Source organism: Nocardia arizonensis (genome assembly GCF_001310275.1).
Taxonomy (GTDB): Bacteria; Actinomycetota; Actinomycetes; order Mycobacteriales; family Mycobacteriaceae; genus Nocardia; species Nocardia arizonensis.
Map to the genome: position 1 here is coordinate 1 of NZ_LGYZ01000041.1, position 15796 is coordinate 15796.

13 protein-coding genes are annotated in these 15796 nt (G+C 68.7%); 6 read left to right on the forward strand and 7 right to left on the reverse strand.

The genetic code is table 11. The features are described 5' to 3' along the window. Positions 1 to 422: 422 nt before the first annotated feature. From bioD to APZ21_RS06185, 3 genes are all read right to left on the reverse strand, one after another. Positions 423 to 1106, reverse strand: a complete 684-nt coding sequence (gene bioD, locus APZ21_RS06175; protein WP_054812256.1) for a dethiobiotin synthase — start codon at positions 1104 to 1106, stop codon at positions 423 to 425. Then, positions 1103 to 2206, reverse strand: a complete 1104-nt coding sequence (locus tag APZ21_RS06180; protein WP_082392883.1) for an 8-amino-7-oxononanoate synthase — start codon at positions 2204 to 2206, stop codon at positions 1103 to 1105. The genes bioD and APZ21_RS06180 overlap by 4 nt, the downstream gene beginning before the upstream one ends. A 120-nt stretch (positions 2207 to 2326) precedes the next feature. Next, positions 2327 to 2797 carry a MarR family winged helix-turn-helix transcriptional regulator gene (locus tag APZ21_RS06185; protein ID WP_156370761.1) on the reverse strand — a complete coding sequence of 157 codons (471 nt, stop codon included), beginning with the start codon at positions 2795 to 2797 and terminating at the stop codon, positions 2327 to 2329. A gap of 62 nt (positions 2798 to 2859) precedes the next feature. Here APZ21_RS06185 and APZ21_RS06190 point away from each other — a divergent pair, with 62 nt between their 5' ends. Next, complete coding sequence (locus APZ21_RS06190; protein WP_054812258.1) at positions 2860 to 3234, forward strand: cupin domain-containing protein; 375 nt, start codon at positions 2860 to 2862, stop codon at positions 3232 to 3234. Positions 3235 to 3241: 7 nt separating this feature from the next. Here APZ21_RS06190 and APZ21_RS06195 read toward each other — a convergent pair whose 3' ends face one another. Further along, positions 3242 to 4537 carry an adenosylmethionine--8-amino-7-oxononanoate transaminase gene (locus tag APZ21_RS06195; protein WP_239476505.1) on the reverse strand — a complete coding sequence of 432 codons (1296 nt, stop codon included), beginning with the start codon at positions 4535 to 4537 and terminating at the stop codon, positions 3242 to 3244. Positions 4538 to 4694: 157 nt separating this feature from the next. Here APZ21_RS06195 and APZ21_RS06200 point away from each other — a divergent pair, with 157 nt between their 5' ends. From APZ21_RS06200 to treY, 3 genes are all read left to right on the forward strand, one after another. Then, positions 4695 to 5639, forward strand: a complete 945-nt coding sequence (locus APZ21_RS06200) for a bifunctional helix-turn-helix transcriptional regulator/GNAT family N-acetyltransferase (protein ID WP_204249050.1) — start codon at positions 4695 to 4697, stop codon at positions 5637 to 5639. Positions 5640 to 5761: 122 nt separating this feature from the next. Beyond that, positions 5762 to 7897 (forward strand): glycogen debranching protein GlgX, encoded by a 2136-nt coding sequence (gene glgX, locus APZ21_RS06205; protein WP_054812260.1) that lies wholly within the window; start codon positions 5762 to 5764, stop codon positions 7895 to 7897. Then, complete coding sequence (gene treY, locus APZ21_RS06210) at positions 7894 to 10323, forward strand: malto-oligosyltrehalose synthase (RefSeq protein WP_082392879.1); 2430 nt, start codon at positions 7894 to 7896, stop codon at positions 10321 to 10323. Before glgX ends, treY begins: the two co-directional genes overlap by 4 nt. Before the next feature lie 147 nt (positions 10324 to 10470). On the opposite strand, the gene APZ21_RS06215 is transcribed toward treY, so the two are convergent. Beyond that, positions 10471 to 10710 (reverse strand): hypothetical protein, encoded by a 240-nt coding sequence (locus tag APZ21_RS06215; RefSeq protein ID WP_054812261.1) that lies wholly within the window; start codon positions 10708 to 10710, stop codon positions 10471 to 10473. An 85-nt stretch (positions 10711 to 10795) separates the two neighbouring features. On the opposite strand from APZ21_RS06215, the gene APZ21_RS06220 reads away from it, so the two are divergent. Together APZ21_RS06220 and ilvA are read left to right on the forward strand one after the other, a co-directional pair. Beyond that, entirely contained in the window at positions 10796 to 11230 is a 435-nt protein-coding gene (locus APZ21_RS06220; RefSeq protein ID WP_054812262.1) for a nitroreductase family deazaflavin-dependent oxidoreductase, read from the forward strand. Between the two features lie 87 nt (positions 11231 to 11317). After that, positions 11318 to 12643 (forward strand): threonine ammonia-lyase IlvA, encoded by a 1326-nt coding sequence (gene ilvA / locus APZ21_RS06225; RefSeq protein ID WP_054812276.1) that lies wholly within the window; start codon positions 11318 to 11320, stop codon positions 12641 to 12643. 7 nt (positions 12644 to 12650) lie between these two features. On the opposite strand, the gene APZ21_RS06230 is transcribed toward ilvA, so the two are convergent. Together APZ21_RS06230 and treZ are read right to left on the reverse strand one after the other, a co-directional pair. Then, positions 12651 to 13904 (reverse strand): serine hydrolase domain-containing protein, encoded by a 1254-nt coding sequence (locus APZ21_RS06230; protein WP_054812263.1) that lies wholly within the window; start codon positions 13902 to 13904, stop codon positions 12651 to 12653. A gap of 106 nt (positions 13905 to 14010) precedes the next feature. After that, the gene (treZ, locus tag APZ21_RS06235) at positions 14011 to 15735 is read right to left on the reverse strand and encodes a malto-oligosyltrehalose trehalohydrolase (RefSeq protein ID WP_054812264.1); all 1725 of its coding nucleotides are present in this window, start codon (positions 15733 to 15735) and stop codon (positions 14011 to 14013) included. Positions 15736 to 15796 lie beyond the last annotated feature (61 nt).

Consider the following 15796-nt stretch of genomic DNA (forward strand, 5'->3'; position numbering starts at 1 on the left):
AAAAAGGGCGCAATCAAAAGTACCTACTCGAGTCCGAAAACCCAGCAAAAAACAAAAACCAGCATAAAAGCTGACAAAAAATGTCCCACCCTCCCACACGGGGGCATGAAAAGAATGGGAACCAAAAAAAAAATTTGGCACTGACATTCATCGACACACTATTGAGTTCTCAAAGAACACACGCACACACCAACTCACAGGAATCAACCCGATCGATCAGTGAGGCAACTTTTCCAGCTTAGCTCAGCTAAACACCCGACACAAAATCAGGCACCCAACCAAACCAGTGTGACCGCCAGGCGCTCCCCGTACAACCTCGTTTCCCAGGCCCGCGCTGAGCCGTTCAGGCTCTGCGTGTCGGCTCCGGGTCGGTGTCCGTGTCGCTCTGACTTGAACAAAGCTACGTAGCCGTGTGCACGATGTCAAATCGCCTGGTAGGGGGCCATGATTCGAGGAATGAACCATCCCGGCGCGGCGGCGGCGAACCGTTGTCGGTCCCATCCTCCCGCACCGGAGGGAATCCTGCCGACCAAGTCGACTCCGGTGACCCGCGGCAGATCCGCGAGATTGCATTCGGCGGCCAGATCCGGCTCGTCCGGCCACGCGCCGATGACGAGTCCCGCACAGCCGACACCCGCGGCGCGCAGCGCGTCGGTGGTGAGTTCGGTGTGATTGAGGGTGCCCAGGCCCGCGGCCGTGACCACCAACACCGGTGCGCCGAGTTCGCGGGCGAGGTCGATCAGCGTGAACTCGCCCAACCGCACGAGCAGGCCACCCGCACCCTCGACCAGGGTGAGGTCGGCACCCCGCAGTCCGTCGACCGCGGCCGCTGTCTCGGCGAGGGTCAGTAGCGGCTGTCCGCAGCGTCGCGCGGCGGTGTCGGGCGCGAGCGGATGCGGATAGCGGGCCAATTCGAGGGTTTTCACCGCGCCGCCCAGGCGCTCGATCTCCGCGAGGTCGCCCGGTTCGCCCGGCGTGACGCCGGTCTGCGCCGGTTTACAGACCGCGACCGAGAGTCCAGCAGCCCTGGCCGCTGCGCCGAGCGCGGCGGTGACCACGGTCTTGCCCACGCCGGTGGAGGTTCCGGTGATCAGCAGCACACTCACGCGGGCACCGCCGGTCCGCGCGCACCGGCCAGCACCTCGCCCAGCACCGTCGCGATGGTCGCCAGCTCGGCGGGGGTGAGGTCGGCGCGGGCGGTCAGCCGCAGCCGCGAGGTGCCCGCGGGCACGGAGGGCGGACGGAAACATCCGACGTCGAGCCCGCGGGTCCGACACTCCCGCGCCGCGGCGTACGCGACCTCGGCGGAACCGAGCACCACCGAGACCACGGCCGAGTCCGGCGCGGGCACGCCCGCGACGCGCGCGATGTCGGCGGCGCGTTCGAGTACCCGATCGGCCATCGCGGGTTCGCGGCGCAGCAGCCGTAGCGCGGCGCGGGCCGCGCCGACGGCGGCGGGGGCGAGTCCGGTGTCGAAGATGAAGGTGCGAGCGGTGTCGATCAGGTGTGCGCGCACCCGAGCGTCGCCGAGTACCGCGCCGCCCTGCGCGGCCAATGCCTTGGACAGTGTCGCGGTGATCACCAGGTCCGGCTCACCGTCGAGGCCGACTTCCTGTACCAGGCCGCGTCCGCCGTCACCGCGCACACCGATCCCGTGCGCTTCGTCGACCACGAGGATCGCGCCGTTCGCCCTGGTGACCCGATGCAGTTCGGCCAAGGGAGCGAGGTCGCCATCGGCGCTGAAGACCGAATCGGTCAGTACCAGCGCGCGCTCCTCGGCGCGCGTGGACAGCAGCCGGTCCACCGCCGCGACATCGCGATGCGGTGCGATCTCGACCCGCGCGCGCGACAGTCGACATGCGTCGATCAGGGAGGCGTGACTGCCCGCGTCGGAGACGACCAGACTGCCGCGCCCGGACAGCGCGGTCACCACACCGAGGTTGGCGGCGTATCCGGAGGCGAAGACGAGTCCGGTCGGAGCGCCGACGAATTCGGCGAGTTCGGCTTCCAGCTGTTCATGTTCGGCCGTGGTTCCGGTGACCAGCCGGGAGCCGGTGGATCCGGTGCCCCAACGGCGCAGCGATTCGGCCGCGCCCTCGATGACCTCGGGATGGCGGCTCAGGCCCAGATAGTCGTTGGAAGCCAGATCGATGGATGTCGACCGCGGCTCGCGCGGGCGCAGTTCACGGTGCAATCCGGCGCCCATCCGGTCGGAAGCGCGCTCGTCCAACCAGCTCAGCGGATCGATACTCACAGCTCCGCAGCATACTTGAACGTCGTTCAGGAGGAAATCGGGCGTATTTCCGACCGCGGTCTCGTTCCCGCGTCAGGCGAACCACTGCGGTGTGTCGAAGCGGAACAGTTCAGCCGGTGTGACCGCGCGCAGATCGCGTTCGAGCGCGTCGAGCCGATCGGCGCCGAGTCGCCGCGCCCAGTGCCGGTGGACCCGGTCGAAGGTGCGCTCCGAGATCACCAGCGCGTCGACGGCACGGTCGGTGAGGGTGTAGACCTTGCGCCTGGCGTCGGCCGGATCGTGGCCGCGGCGCAGATAGCCGAGCCGTTCGAGGGTGTCGATGTGTTTACCCGCGGCCTGTTTCGACACACCCAGCGCCCGGCCGAGATCGGCGGCGGTACAACCTCCCGGCGTCCGGCCGATCGCCTGGAAGACGAAGCCGTGCAGTGGCCGCAGCTCGGGGTGGCCGCATTCGGCCAGTTCCGCGTGCACCTCGTCGATGATGACGCGGAAGCCGAGCAGCAGTCGCAGCGGCAGCTCGTAGCCGCCGGAGTCACTTGACATGATAGACAACCTCATTAACCATATAGACAATATAGTTGTCGATCTTAGGAGACCTCGGGACCATGACCGTCATCCGCCACACCGAAACCCGACGCACCGAAACCCCCGGCGGCGTCATGACCACCCTCGCATCCCCCACGCAAGGCGAGGCCGGACTCGCACTCTGGCGCGTGGAGGTCGGGCCCGGCGCCTCGGGACCGCGGCACGCCATCGACGCCGACCAGATCTGGACCGTGGTGCACGGCCGCATCACCGTGGACCTCGACGACACCGAACTCACCGCGGCCGAGGGGGACACCGTCGTCCTGCACGCCGATCGGTGGCGCCAGATCTCCGGCGGCGACAGTGGCTTCACCGCCATCGTCGCCGCGCCGGCGGGCGCGATGGCCCGGACTCCTGGCGGCGCGGAGCCGGTACTGCCCCCGTGGATCGCCTGAGCGTCGCTCAACTCGCCGCCGCCGAGACCATCGCCGCGGTGATGGTCGCGATATCGGCGCTGTCGCTGATGAACGGCGGCATGCAGTAGACGAGATTGCGGAACGGCCGCAGCCACGCGCCCGCCGCCACCGCGGCATCGGTGGCGCGGCGCATGTCGACCGGCGCGGCCGTCTCGATCACGCCGATCGCGCCGAGCACCCGCACGTCGACCACGCCTGGCAGGTCGCGAGCGGGTGCGAGGCCATCGGTCAGCTCCGATTCGATCCGCCGCACCGCACCGCGCCAGTCGCCGTCCGACAGCAATTCGATCGAGGCGACGGCCACGGCGCAGGCCAGCGGATTCCCCATGAAGGTCGGCCCATGCATGAGTCCGCCGTGCGCGGCGCTGATGGTCGCGGCGAGGGATTCGGTGCACAGGGTCGCGGCGAGGGTGAGATAGCCGCCGGTTATGGCCTTGCCGACGCACATGACATCCGGCGCGACACCGGCGTGGTCGGCGGCGAAGAACTCCCCCGTGCGCCCGAAACCGGTGGCGATCTCGTCGAAGACCAGCAGGATGTCGTGCGCGTCGCACAGGGCGCGCAGGTCGGTGAGATAGCGGGGATCGTGCCAGCGCATACCGCCCGCGCCCTGCACGACCGGCTCCACGATGATCGCGGCCAGTTCGTCGGCGTGCTCGGCCACCGTGCGCGCCACCTCGGCGACGTAGTCGCGACGGTGATCGCGCGGCGGGGCGGGGACGAAGACCTGCTCGGCCAGGACATCGGTCCACAACGCGTGCATGCCGCCCTCGGGATCGCACACGCTCATGGGTGTGAAGGTGTCGCCGTGATAGCCGCCGCGCCAGGTCAGCAGTCGGCGCTTACCCGGTAGGCCGCGGGCGCGCCAGTATTGCAGACACATCTTCACCGCGACCTCGACCGACACCGATCCCGAATCGCACAGGAAGACCTTGTCCAGTCCGGCCGGGGTGTGCTCGACCAGCAGCCGCGCCAGCCGGGCGGCGGGCTCGTGGGTCAGTCCGCCGAACATCACGTGGCTCATGCGCCGCGACTGCTCCAGCAGTGCCGCATCCAGTCTCGGATGGCGGTAGCCGTGCACCGCGGCCCACCAAGAACTCATACCGTCGACCAGTTGCCGCCCGTCGGCGAGGGTCAGCCGGGTGCCCGCGGCCTCGACGACGACCAGCGGGTCGGTGGCGGCCGGGAAGCCGCCGTAGGGATGCCAGACGTGCGCGGCGTCGATGGCGGTGATCTCGGCGGCGGTGAGCGCGGCGGCGCGCCGGTCCGGGGTAGGTACCACGGCTGTCCTCGTCGAATCGATCGATCGAGCCGACATCCGGCCCGACTTGAACGACGTTCAAGTTACCATCCGGCGCGGGCGGCCGATCCGCCGAAAGGCTCCCCGCGCCGCACGGGCCTGGCCTATTCTTTGACTCAGTCAAAGAATAGGGGACATCGTGCACCGACACCGCGAGACGCCCACCGCCGTCGCACCCGGCGACATCGCCACGGTCCGGCGGTTCAACCGGCAGTACACCAAGGTCATCGGGGTACTGGGAGAAGGTCTGCACGATACCGAGTACTCCCTCACCGACGCGCGTGTCCTCTTCGAACTCGCGGCCGCGGATTTCACCGAAACCGCCCGGCTGCGGCGGACGCTGGACCTCGACCCCGGCTATCTCAGCCGTATACTGCGCCGATTCGAGCGGCGCGGGCTGATCGAATGTCGTCGCCGCGAATCCGATGCCCGCCGCCAGGAGGTCCGGCTCACCGATCGCGGCCGCGCCGAATTCGCCGAACTGGACCGGCGCTCGGGCGCGGATGTCGCCGCCCTGCTCGCGCCGCATCCGGCGGACGAACGCGCCGAACTGCTGGCGGCGATGCGGACCATCCACCGGATACTCGACGACGGGGCGCGGCGCGGCGAACCCGTACTCCGGGAGCCGCGGGCGGGCGACTACGGCTGGGTCGTCGGGCGCAATGCCGCGCTGTACGCGCGCGAATACGGTTGGAACGCCGATTACGAGGCACTGGTCGCGCGGATCGTGGCCGATTTCCTGCACGATCGCGACGAGCGCAGGGAACGGGCGTGGATAGCCGAGATCGACGGCGCGCCGGTCGGCAGTGTCTTCTGTGTGGCCGAGACCGACACGGTGGCCCGGCTGCGACTGCTGCTGGTGGAACCGAGCGCGCGCGGTCACGGCGTCGGGACCGCGCTGGTGCGGCGGTGCGTGCGCTTCGCCGCCGAAGCCGGATACCGCGAGATGGTGCTGTGGACCAACGACGTGCTCACCTCGGCCCGCCGCATCTATCAGCGGCACGGATTCGAACTGGTGGAATCGAGTCCGCATCGCAGCTTCGGCCACGATCTGCTCGGCCAGACCTGGCGGCGTGCGCTGTGACCGCGCGGACCGCCGTGCCTGCCACCGGTCACACGACCCCCATCGCGCCCTGACCTGCACGGACGCATTCGGTCGCGCCCACCCGCGAGAGCGATCGCGCCGGTGCCGCTAGTGTCGTTCCTATGCCAGAGCCCGACTCAGCGCCCGGTGACCTGACACCACTCGGTGTGTGGCCGGGCAACCCCTATCCGCTGGGCGCTACCTACGACGGCGCCGGAACCAATTTCTCGGTGTTCTCCGAGGTGGCCGAAGCGGTCGACCTGTGCCTGATCGGGCGCGAGGGCGGCGAGACCCGAATCGCCCTCGAGGAGGTCGACACTCACGTCTGGCACGCCTATCTGCCGACGATCGGTCCCGGACAGCGCTACGGATTCCGGGTGCACGGTCCGTACGCCCCGGAGCGGGGATTGCGTTGCGACCCGAGCAAATTGCTGCTCGATCCGTACGGCAAGGCGTTCGACGGCGAATTCGACGACGACCCCTCGCTCTACACTTTCGGCCTGGATTCGTTGGGGCACACCATGACCGGCGTGGTGATCAACCCATTCTTCGACTGGGGCGCGGACCGGCCGCCGAACCGGCCCTACCACGAGACGGTGATCTACGAGGCGCACGTCAAGGGTATGACGATGACGCATCCCGACATCCCGGAGGAATTGCGCGGCACCTACGCCGGCATCGCGCATCCGGCGATCATCGACCATCTGAAGGGGCTTGGCATCACCGCCATCGAGCTCATGCCGGTGCACCAGTTCCTGCACGACCAGGTCCTGCTCGGTCAGGGCCTGCGAAACTACTGGGGCTACAACAGTTTCGGCTATCTGGCCCCGCACAACGGTTATGCCGCCAGTCCGCGCGGCGGCGCCGCGGTCACCGAATTCAAGGCCATGGTGCGGGCACTGCACGCCGAGGGCATCGAGGTGATCCTCGACGTGGTCTACAACCACACCGCCGAGGGCAATCATCTCGGGCCGACCATCGCCTTCCGCGGCATCGACAATGCCGCCTACTACCGGCTGGTCGACCAGGACCCGTCGAAGTACATGGACTACACCGGCACCGGCAACAGCCTCAACGTCCGGCATCCACACACGCTGCAACTGATCATGGATTCCCTGCGGTACTGGATTCTGGACATGCACGTCGACGGGTTCCGCTTCGACCTGGCCGCCACCCTGGCCCGCGAACTGCACGACGTGGACAAACTGTCCACGTTCTTCGATCTCGTACAGCAGGATCCGGTGGTCAGCCAGGTCAAGCTGATCGCCGAACCGTGGGATGTCGGCGAGGGCGGCTACCAGGTCGGCAACTTCCCCGGCCAGTGGACCGAGTGGAACGGCAAATACCGCGACACCGTCCGGGACTACTGGCGCGGCGAACCGGCGACACTCGGTGAATTCGCCTCCCGCCTCACCGGTTCCTCGGATCTGTACGAGGCCACCGGCCGCCGCCCGAGCGCGAGTATCAACTTCATCACCGCACACGACGGTTTCACGCTGCGGGATCTGGTGTCCTACAACGAGAAACACAATCAGGCCAATGGCGAGGACAACCGCGACGGCGAGAGCCACAACCGGTCCTGGAACTGCGGTGTCGAGGGTCCGACCGACGATACCGACATTCTCGCGTTGCGCGCCAAGCAGTCCCGGAATCTGATGGCGACACTGATGCTGTCGCAAGGCACGCCGATGCTGGCGCACGGCGACGAGATGGGACGCACCCAACTGGGCAACAACAATGTCTACTGCCAGGATTCGGAACTGTCCTGGATGGACTGGTCACTCGTGCACAAGAACGCCGACCTGCTCGAGTTCACCCGCACCGTAATCGCGCTGCGCACCGCCCACCCGGTGTTCCGGCGTCGCCGCTTCTTCGCGGGCCGCCCGATCCGACCCAGGGACCAGGCGCACGACATCGCCTGGCTGACGCCCGCGGGTGAGGAGATGACCCCCGCCGATTGGGACAGCGGTTTCGGCAAGTCGCTGGCCGTCTACCTGAACGGCCTCGGCATCCCCGAGCCCGGTCCCCGCGGCGAGCGCATCACCGACGACTCGTTCCTGCTGTGCTTCAACGCGCACGATTCCGGCATCGACTTCGTCCTGCCCGATATCGACTACGGCGCGGAATGGGTCGTGGCACTGGACTGTTCGATGCCCGACGGCCGTTCCGAGGCCACCTACCCCGCCGCGGCCACCGTGCCCGTGCCGGATCGCTGCCTACTCGTCCTGCACTGCACCGTCCAACCGCCACGCTCATGACCGCATCACACGTGACCCGCCGCGACCGCGATCCATTGGGTGAAACCGAGACCAGAGCGCGGACCACCGCGGTACGCAGCACCTACCGATTGCAGCTGCGACCGGACACGCTGACCTTCGCCGACGCCCGTACGATCGCGGAATACCTTCAGCAACTGGGTATCTCGCATCTGTACCTGTCACCGATCCTGACCGCGACGCACGGCTCGACGCACGGTTACGACGTGGTCGACCCCACCACCGTCGCCGCCGCACTCGGCGGCCCCGCCGGACTCAAGGCGCTCTCGGACGAGGTGCGCAGCCGCGGCATGGGATTGATCGTCGACCTGGTGCCCAATCACGTGGGTGTGGCCGATCCACGGCAGAACCCGTGGTGGTGGGATGTGCTGCGCAACGGCCGCGAATCGAGCTTCCAGCACTTCTTCGACATCGACTGGAGTTCGGGCAACGGGGCGGGCGGGCGGCTGGCGCTGCCGGTACTCCAGAACGACAACGATCCCGCCGCGCTCACCGTGGACCGGTCCGGGGCGGAACCGATGCTGGCGCTGCACGATCTGCGCTTCCCGATCGCCCCCGGCACCGACGGCGACAACGCGCTGCGCATCCACGATAGACAGCACTACCGGCTGGTGAGCTGGAAGGCCGGGGTGTGCACCTACCGGCGTTTCTTCGCGGTGAGCAGTCTGGCGGCCATCCGCCAGGAGGATCCCGAGGTCTTCGAGATCAGCCACCGCGAACTGGCCGCGTGGTGCGAACACGATCTCATCGACGGTGTGCGGATCGACCATCCCGACGGCCTGTCCGATCCGAGTTCCTACCTGGCCCGCCTGCGCCGGGTCATCGGACCACAGCGGCTGCTGCTGGTCGAGAAGATCCTGGCCAATCGCGAACCGCTGGACGCGACACTGCCGGTGGACGGCACCACCGGCTACGACGCGCTGGCCGGACTCGGCGGTGTGCTCATCGATCCCGAGGGCGAACAGGTGCTCACCGAGCTGTCGCGGCGTTTCGCCGGACACGGCAGCGACCGGGCCTGGGTCGGAGAGACCGAGCACCGGATCAAACGCGCGGTGGCCGAGAGCATTCTGGCTCCCGAGGTGCGGCGGCTGGTCGCCGCCATCAAACGCGACGCGGTCGCCGACAGTTTCGACACACTGGCGTTGACCAATGCCACCATCGAGGTGCTGGCCTTCATGCCGGTCTACCGGGCCGACTACGCGCCGTTGGCGGGCATGACCGGTGCGGTGGTCGCGGAGGTGGAGAAGCGCAACAGCGAACTCACGGTGCCGCTGTCGGTGCTGGTGACGGCGCTGGCGGCCAAGGGCGAGGCGGCCGTGCGCTTCGGTCAGGTGTGCGGCGCGATCACCGCCAAGGCGGTCGAGGACACCATGTTCTACCAGGGCGCGCGGCTGGTCTCGCTCCAGGAGGTCGGCGGCAATCCGGCCCGGTTCGGGCACTCGCTCAACGAATTCCACCTGGCGAATACCGAGCGCGCCGAACGCTGGCCCGCCACCATGACGACACTGTCGACCCACGACACCAAACGCGGCGAGGATGTGCGAGCGCGCATCGGCGTGCTGTCACAGGCGGCGGGCATCTGGGCGCGGTCGGTGGAGTCCTGGCTGGAACAGACCCCGCCGCCGGACGGCGCGACCGCGCTGTTCCTGCTGCAGAACATGTTCGGAGTGTGGCCCGCCGACGGGCGTCCGGCCTCCTCGGTACCCGGTCTGCGCGAACGCCTGCACCTATTCGCGGAGAAAGCGATTCGCGAAGCGGGCACCCGGACCTCGTGGGAGGAACCCGACGCCGAGTTCGAATCGACGGTGCACGGCTGGATCGACGCGGTCATCGACGGACCGGTGGGATCGGAGCTCGGCGATCTCGTCCACGACCTGGCGCCGCACGCGTGGTCGGATTCGCTGGCGCAGAAACTGCTGCAACTGTGCGGACCGGGCGTACCGGATGTCTACCAGGGCTGCGAACTGTGGGAGGACTCGCTCGTCGATCCCGACAACCGCCGCCCGGTGGACTTCGCCGCGCGCATCGGCATGCTGCAATCCCTCACCGGCACACCGACATTGGACACTTCGGGGGCGGCAAAGATGTGGATCGTCGCCTACGCGCTCTGGCTGCGCAGGGAGCGGCCGGACTGCTTCGTCGGCGGCAACTATCTGCCGCTGTTCGCCCTCGGCGATCACGCCGATCGGCTGGTGGCCTACGCCAGGGGCCGGGCGGGCGCCGCACCGGAGGTAATCGTCGCGGCCACCCGGCACAGTGTCGGACTTGTCGAATCCGGTTGGGGGGACACCACTCTCGATCTGCCCGCGGGCAACTGGACCGATCGGCTCACCGGGCAGTCCTTTCAGGGCCGGGCCACCTTGTCGACGCTGTTCGGCCGTCTTCCCGTGGCGCTGCTGGTGCGCTGAGCCGAATCCGAAAGCCACGCCACACGTCCGGGGCGCGCGGGGTCCGAACAGAGCGGGTGGATCGCCGAATACCAAGGCACCCGGTAGCGGTGCGCCGCGCAGGCGCGGTGGGACACGACCTCGCAGTGGGCCGATGGGCCCGGCGTGTCAGTGCGCGGACAGCGCCCGCTCGCCCGCGCGCGCCGAATGCGTCCGGTGCGCGGCCATCGCGCCGAGCGCCCAGCGGATCGCCGCGAGACTCGCACCCGCGAGCACGCCGAACTGCGCGGAGGCCGTGATCATCCCCAGCACGAGGCACAGGATCAGACCGACGGCCACCGCCTCGAGTTTGTAGACCGGCCACGCGGTACCGGCGATATCGACCGAATGTGGAAAGCCCGCTGCCATCCATTCAGGATATACGCACAGCTAAGTTCGGTCCACCGAACATTAGGGCGGGAACACCGCGGGACGGGCAGGCGTTGCCGCATACATGCCACTCACAGGAGAATATGCCCCGAGCACATCGAACTGGGCCCGCGAGCAGGCCGAGCAATTCGAGAACTCCGGCGGCACGGAGAGCGCGACGCTACAGGGCAAGCCGATCATCCTGCTCACCACCAAGGGTGCGAAGACCGGCAAACTCCGCAAGACCCCGCTGATGCGGATCGAGCACGGCGGGGAGTACGCGGTCGTCGCCTCGCTCGGCGGCGCGCCGAAGAACCCCGTCTGGTACTACAACATCAAGGCCGAACCGCATGTCGAACTCCGCGACGGCGCGGTGAACAAGGATTACACCGCCCGCGAGGTCTTCGGCGAGGAGAAGGCGGTCTGGTGGGATCGGGCCGTGGCCGCCTGGCCCGACTACGCCAATTATCAGACCAAGACCACCCGCGAGATACCCCTGTTCGTCCTGACCCCGCGCTGAGGCGGTCTCGGCCACCCGCCGCATCGACGCGACGTGGCGGGTGGCAGCATATTTCGGGTGTCCAATCCGCTCGAGGTACTCGATGACATGCCCGCTTCCCGTCCGCCGCTGACCGCGGACGAGATCGACGCCGCCGCCAAGCGAATTGCCGACATCATCGAGCCGACCCCCCTCCAGTTCAACCCGAGACTGTCGAAGGCGACCGGCGCCCGGGTGTACCTGAAGCGCGAGGACCTCACCGCGGTCCGTTCGTACAAGCTCCGCGGCGCCTACAACCTGATCGTCCAGCTCACGCCGAATGAACGCGCCGCGGGCGTGGTCGCGGCCAGCGCGGGCAACCACGCCCAGGGCGTCGCCTTCGCCTGTCAGGCCATGGGCATCAAGGGCCGCATCTACGTGCCCACCACAACCCCCAAACAGAAATGCGATCGTATCCGCGCGCACGGCGGGGAATTCGTGGAACTGATCGCGGTCGGCGAAACCTATGACGCCGCGGCCGCCGCGGCCGCCGCGGACGTGGAAAGCACCGGCGCGACCATGGTCCCGCCCTTCGACGACACCCGCACCGCCGCGGGTCAGGGCACCATCGCCGCCGAGATCCTCGACCAGCTCGGCGCCGCGCCCGACCTGGTCATCGTCCCGGTCGGCGGCGGCGGCTGCCTCGCGGGCATCGGCACCTACCTGCGGGCACGCTCGCCGGAGACGGCCATCCTCGGCGTCGAGCCGACCGGGGCGGCGTCCATGACCGCGGCGCTGGTCGCGGGCGGCCCGGTGACACTGCCCTCGATCGACCCGTTCGTCGACGGCGCCGCGGTGCGCCGCATCGGCGCGGTGCCCTATCAGGCGGCGGCGGCGTTCGGCGGCAGCGTGGTCTCGCACGCCTCGCTGCCGCTGCTGACCGCCACCGACTCCCCCGAGGGCGCGGGCTCGTTCCGCATGATGCACGTCGACGAGGGCGCCATCTGCACCAGGATGCTGGACCTGTACCAGAACGAGGGCATCATCGCCGAACCCGCGGGCGCGCTCACGGTCACCGCACTGCACGAGATCGAGGTCGAGCCGGGTTCGACCGTGGTATGCCTGGTCTCCGGCGGTAACAACGACGTCTCCCGCTACGGCGAGATCATCGAGCGCTCGCTCGTTCACCGCGGCCTCAAGCACTACTTCCTGGTGGACTTCCCCCAGGAGCCCGGTGCGCTGCGCCGTTTCCTGAACGAGGTGCTCGGTCCCGACGACGACATCACCCTGTTCGAATACGTCAAGCGCAACAACCGCGAGACCGGGGCCGCCCTGGTCGGCATCGAACTCGGATCGCGCGACGGCCTCGCCGCACTGCTGGAGCGGATGAGCGCCACGCCAATTCGGTGCGAGCGACTCGAACCCGGGTCGCCCGCCTACCGCTACCTGACCTGAGACCGCGCTAGGCGGCCGCCTCCCGGGTGATCTCGGGGGTGGGCCGCTTGGCGCCGCGCAGGCAACTCATCAGCAGCGGCAGCAGCCACACCGCCGCCATCTGATCCACGCTCATCTGCGGTATCGACATGCGGTTGTGCACGAAGCCCACCGACAGTCCCAGCCGCGGTTCGGCCCAGCCGAAGGAACCGCCGAGTCCGATGTGGCCGAGTCCGTCGCGGGCGTAGGGCACGGGCATCGAGTGATAGCCAAGATGCCAGAGCATCGGGAAGTAGAACAGCGCGTGGTCGACCCGGTAGCTGCGAATGCGGCGCAGTTCGGCGATGGTGCGCGCCGACAGATACCGGCGACCGGCGACCACGCCGTCATCGGCCAGCGCGGTGTACATGGCGGCCAGACCGCGCGCGGTGCACACTCCGTTGCCCGCGCCGAGTTCGGTCTCGAGAATGGGCGGGGCGTGCCCTTCGAGCATGGCCTCGATGCCCGGCATGAGCAGTGCACGGGCGGCGGCCCCGGGCGCGCCGGGGAATCCGAAGGTGCGCCCGATCAGGTAGGCGCCGATCGGGCCCGCGAGCAGGCGCAGTTGATTGCCCGCCAGCGGGGCGAAATCGATCGCGGCCCCCGCGGGCGGCGTGCCGAGGTGGATGCCGTCGATGCCGAGCGGTTCGGCGACCTCGGCGCGGATCAGCTCGGCCATGCCGCGTCCGGTGATCGCGCGAGCGAGTCCGGCCAGCAGCCATCCGTAGGTGAGCGCGTGATAGGTGGGCACGCCGAGCAGACGGTCGGGCGCCGCGGCGGCGAGCCGTTCCTCCATGAGCCGGTGGTCGAGCATCTCGGTGATGTCGGTGGCGAGCGAGCCGAGTCCGGAGAGTCCGGCCCGGTGGGTCATGACCTGCGCCACCGTGATCGCGCCCTTGCCGTTGGCGGCGAATTCCGGCCAGTATTCGGCGACCGGCGCGTCGTAGTCGAGCAGTCCGCGATCGGCCAGCCGGTGAATGACGGTGGCGGTGATCCCCTTGGTGGCCGAGAACACGATGGACCCGGTCTGCCCGGTCCACGGCGTCGATCCGGAATGTCTGCCGGTCCAGATGTCGATCAGGGGTTCGCCGTGCCGGTAGACCGCCAGTGCGGCCCCGGCCCCTTTGCGGCGTCCGAAGGCACGCGCGAACGCCCGCACCAATGGACCGAACTCGGCGGCGGCGCTGCCGCCCACCCCTTCGGGTAGCTCGACGAGATCCCCGGATGAAGCCACGTTGCTCATCTTTCAACGGTAATGGCATACGTCATAGATCGGCAATCACCATTTCTGCTGGTGAGGCCAACGATCAGGTCCCACAGCACACTCGTTTCACTCGAGAATCACTGCGTCACTCGAGGATCAGGAAGGAATGCCCGGCCAGGGCCGTGCGCCCGCCGACCGGATCGGGCGGGGACTCGTCCCAGGCCAGCACCACCCTCCCGTGCGCCTCGACCGTCACCGGGTCGGGAGACAGATTGCACAGCAGCCGCAGCGGACCGCGCCGCACGGCGATCCAGCGGTCGTCCTCGTCGTAGTCGACCTCGACGCGGGTCAGCCACGGATCGGTGATCTCCGCCCGGTCGCGGCGCAGGGCGAGCAATGCCTGGTAGCAGGCGAACAGCCGGGCATGGTCAGGGCGCGCGGGTTCGGTCCAGTCGAGGACCGAGCGCGCGAAGGTCGCCGGGTCCTGCGGATCGGGCACGTCGTCGGTGGACCATCCGTGCTCGGCGAATTCCGCCTTGCGCCCGGTCGCGGTGGCGGCGCCGATCACCGGATCGGTATGGGAGGTGAAGTACAGGAACGGGGTGCGCGCCCCCCACTCCTCACCCATGAACAGCATCGGGGTGAAGGCGGAGAACAGCACGAGCGCGGCCTTGATCGCCAGTTGGCCGCCGTCGAGATAGGCGCTCGGGCGATCGCCGACGGCACGATTGCCGACCTGGTCGTGGGTGCAGGTGTAGGCGAGCAGCGCCGAGGCCGGAATCAGACTCCGATCCAGCGGGCGTCCGTGGACACGGCGGCGAAAACTGGAATAGGTGCCCGCGTGGAAGAACCCGTGCGTGAGGGTCCGCGCCAGCGTGGCCATCGTCCCGAAATCGGCGTAGTAGCCCTGCCGCTCGCCGGAGACCGCGGTGTGCACGGCATGGTGCAGATCGTCGTTCCACTGCCCGCTCAGCCCGTAGCCGCCCGCCGCGGGCGGGGTGATCAGGCGGGGATCGTTGAGATCGCTCTCGGCGATCAGCGTGAGCGGTCGTCGCAGATGAGCGGCCAGCGCGGTGGTCTCGGCGGCCAGATCGGCGAGTATATGGGAGGCGGTGCGGTCGACCAGGGCGTGCACGGCGTCCAGCCGCAGGGCGTCGATATGGAAGTCGCGCAGCCAGCGCAGGGCGTTGTCGATGACGTGGCGGCGGACCGGACCGGCATCGGGTCCGTCCAGATTCAGGCTCCGGCCCCAGGTGTTGCGGCCGTCGGTCAGATACGGGCCGAAGCGCGGCAGGTAGTTGCCCGAGGGGCCGAGATGGTTGTAGACCACGTCCAGCGCGACGGCCAAACCCCTTGCGTGGCAGGCGTTCACGAATCGCTGCAAGCCGTCCGGCCCGCCGTAGGGTTCGTGCACCGCGTACCAGAGCACACCGTCGTAGCCCCAGTTGCGCACCCCGTCGAAGGCATTGACCGGCATCACCTCGACCACCGTGACGCCGAGGTCGACCAGATGGCCGAGCCGCTCGACGGCGGCGTCGAAGGTGCCCTCGGGCGTGAAGGCGCCGATATGCAGTTCGTAGTAGACCGCCCCGGCGAGCGGCCGACCGGTCCAGTGCGTGTCGGTCCACCGCGAGCGATCGAGCTCGTGCACCGCCGAGCGCGCGTGCACGCCGTCGGGTTGGCGCGGTGAGCGCGGATCGGGCAGCACCGTCGGATCGTCGTCGAGCAGATAGCCGTAGCGGGCGCCCGGCGCGGCGGGCAGGTCGGTGCGCCACCAGCCGTGCGCCGCGCGGGTCATGGGATGGGCACGGCCCTCGAGATCGAGCCGCACCGTCCCCGCTCGCGGAGCCCACACCTCGAAGGCAGTCATCCGGCCAGCATGGCACGGGCCGACCGATTCGTCCTGCCGACCCGGATGCCGCGCAGCGGTC

Excerpts from the sequence above, each read along its gene's own strand:
- glgX (WP_054812260.1), top strand. The coding sequence starts at position 5,762 with ATGCCAGAGCCCGACTCAGCGCCCGGTGACCTGACACCACTCGGTGTG.
- APZ21_RS06220 (WP_054812262.1), top strand. The coding sequence starts at position 10,796 with ATGCCACTCACAGGAGAATATGCCCCGAGCACATCGAACTGGGCCCGC.
- APZ21_RS06185 (WP_156370761.1), bottom strand. The coding sequence starts at position 2,797 with ATGTCAAGTGACTCCGGCGGCTACGAGCTGCCGCTGCGACTGCTGCTC.
- APZ21_RS06215 (WP_054812261.1), bottom strand. The coding sequence starts at position 10,710 with ATGGCAGCGGGCTTTCCACATTCGGTCGATATCGCCGGTACCGCGTGG.
- treZ (WP_054812264.1), bottom strand. The coding sequence starts at position 15,735 with ATGACTGCCTTCGAGGTGTGGGCTCCGCGAGCGGGGACGGTGCGGCTC.
- ilvA (WP_054812276.1), top strand. The coding sequence starts at position 11,318 with ATGCCCGCTTCCCGTCCGCCGCTGACCGCGGACGAGATCGACGCCGCC.
- APZ21_RS06230 (WP_054812263.1), bottom strand. The coding sequence starts at position 13,904 with ATGAGCAACGTGGCTTCATCCGGGGATCTCGTCGAGCTACCCGAAGGG.
- APZ21_RS06180 (WP_082392883.1), bottom strand. The coding sequence starts at position 2,206 with ATGGGCGCCGGATTGCACCGTGAACTGCGCCCGCGCGAGCCGCGGTCG.
- APZ21_RS06190 (WP_054812258.1), top strand. The coding sequence starts at position 2,860 with ATGACCGTCATCCGCCACACCGAAACCCGACGCACCGAAACCCCCGGC.
- treY (WP_082392879.1), top strand. The coding sequence starts at position 7,894 with ATGACCGCATCACACGTGACCCGCCGCGACCGCGATCCATTGGGTGAA.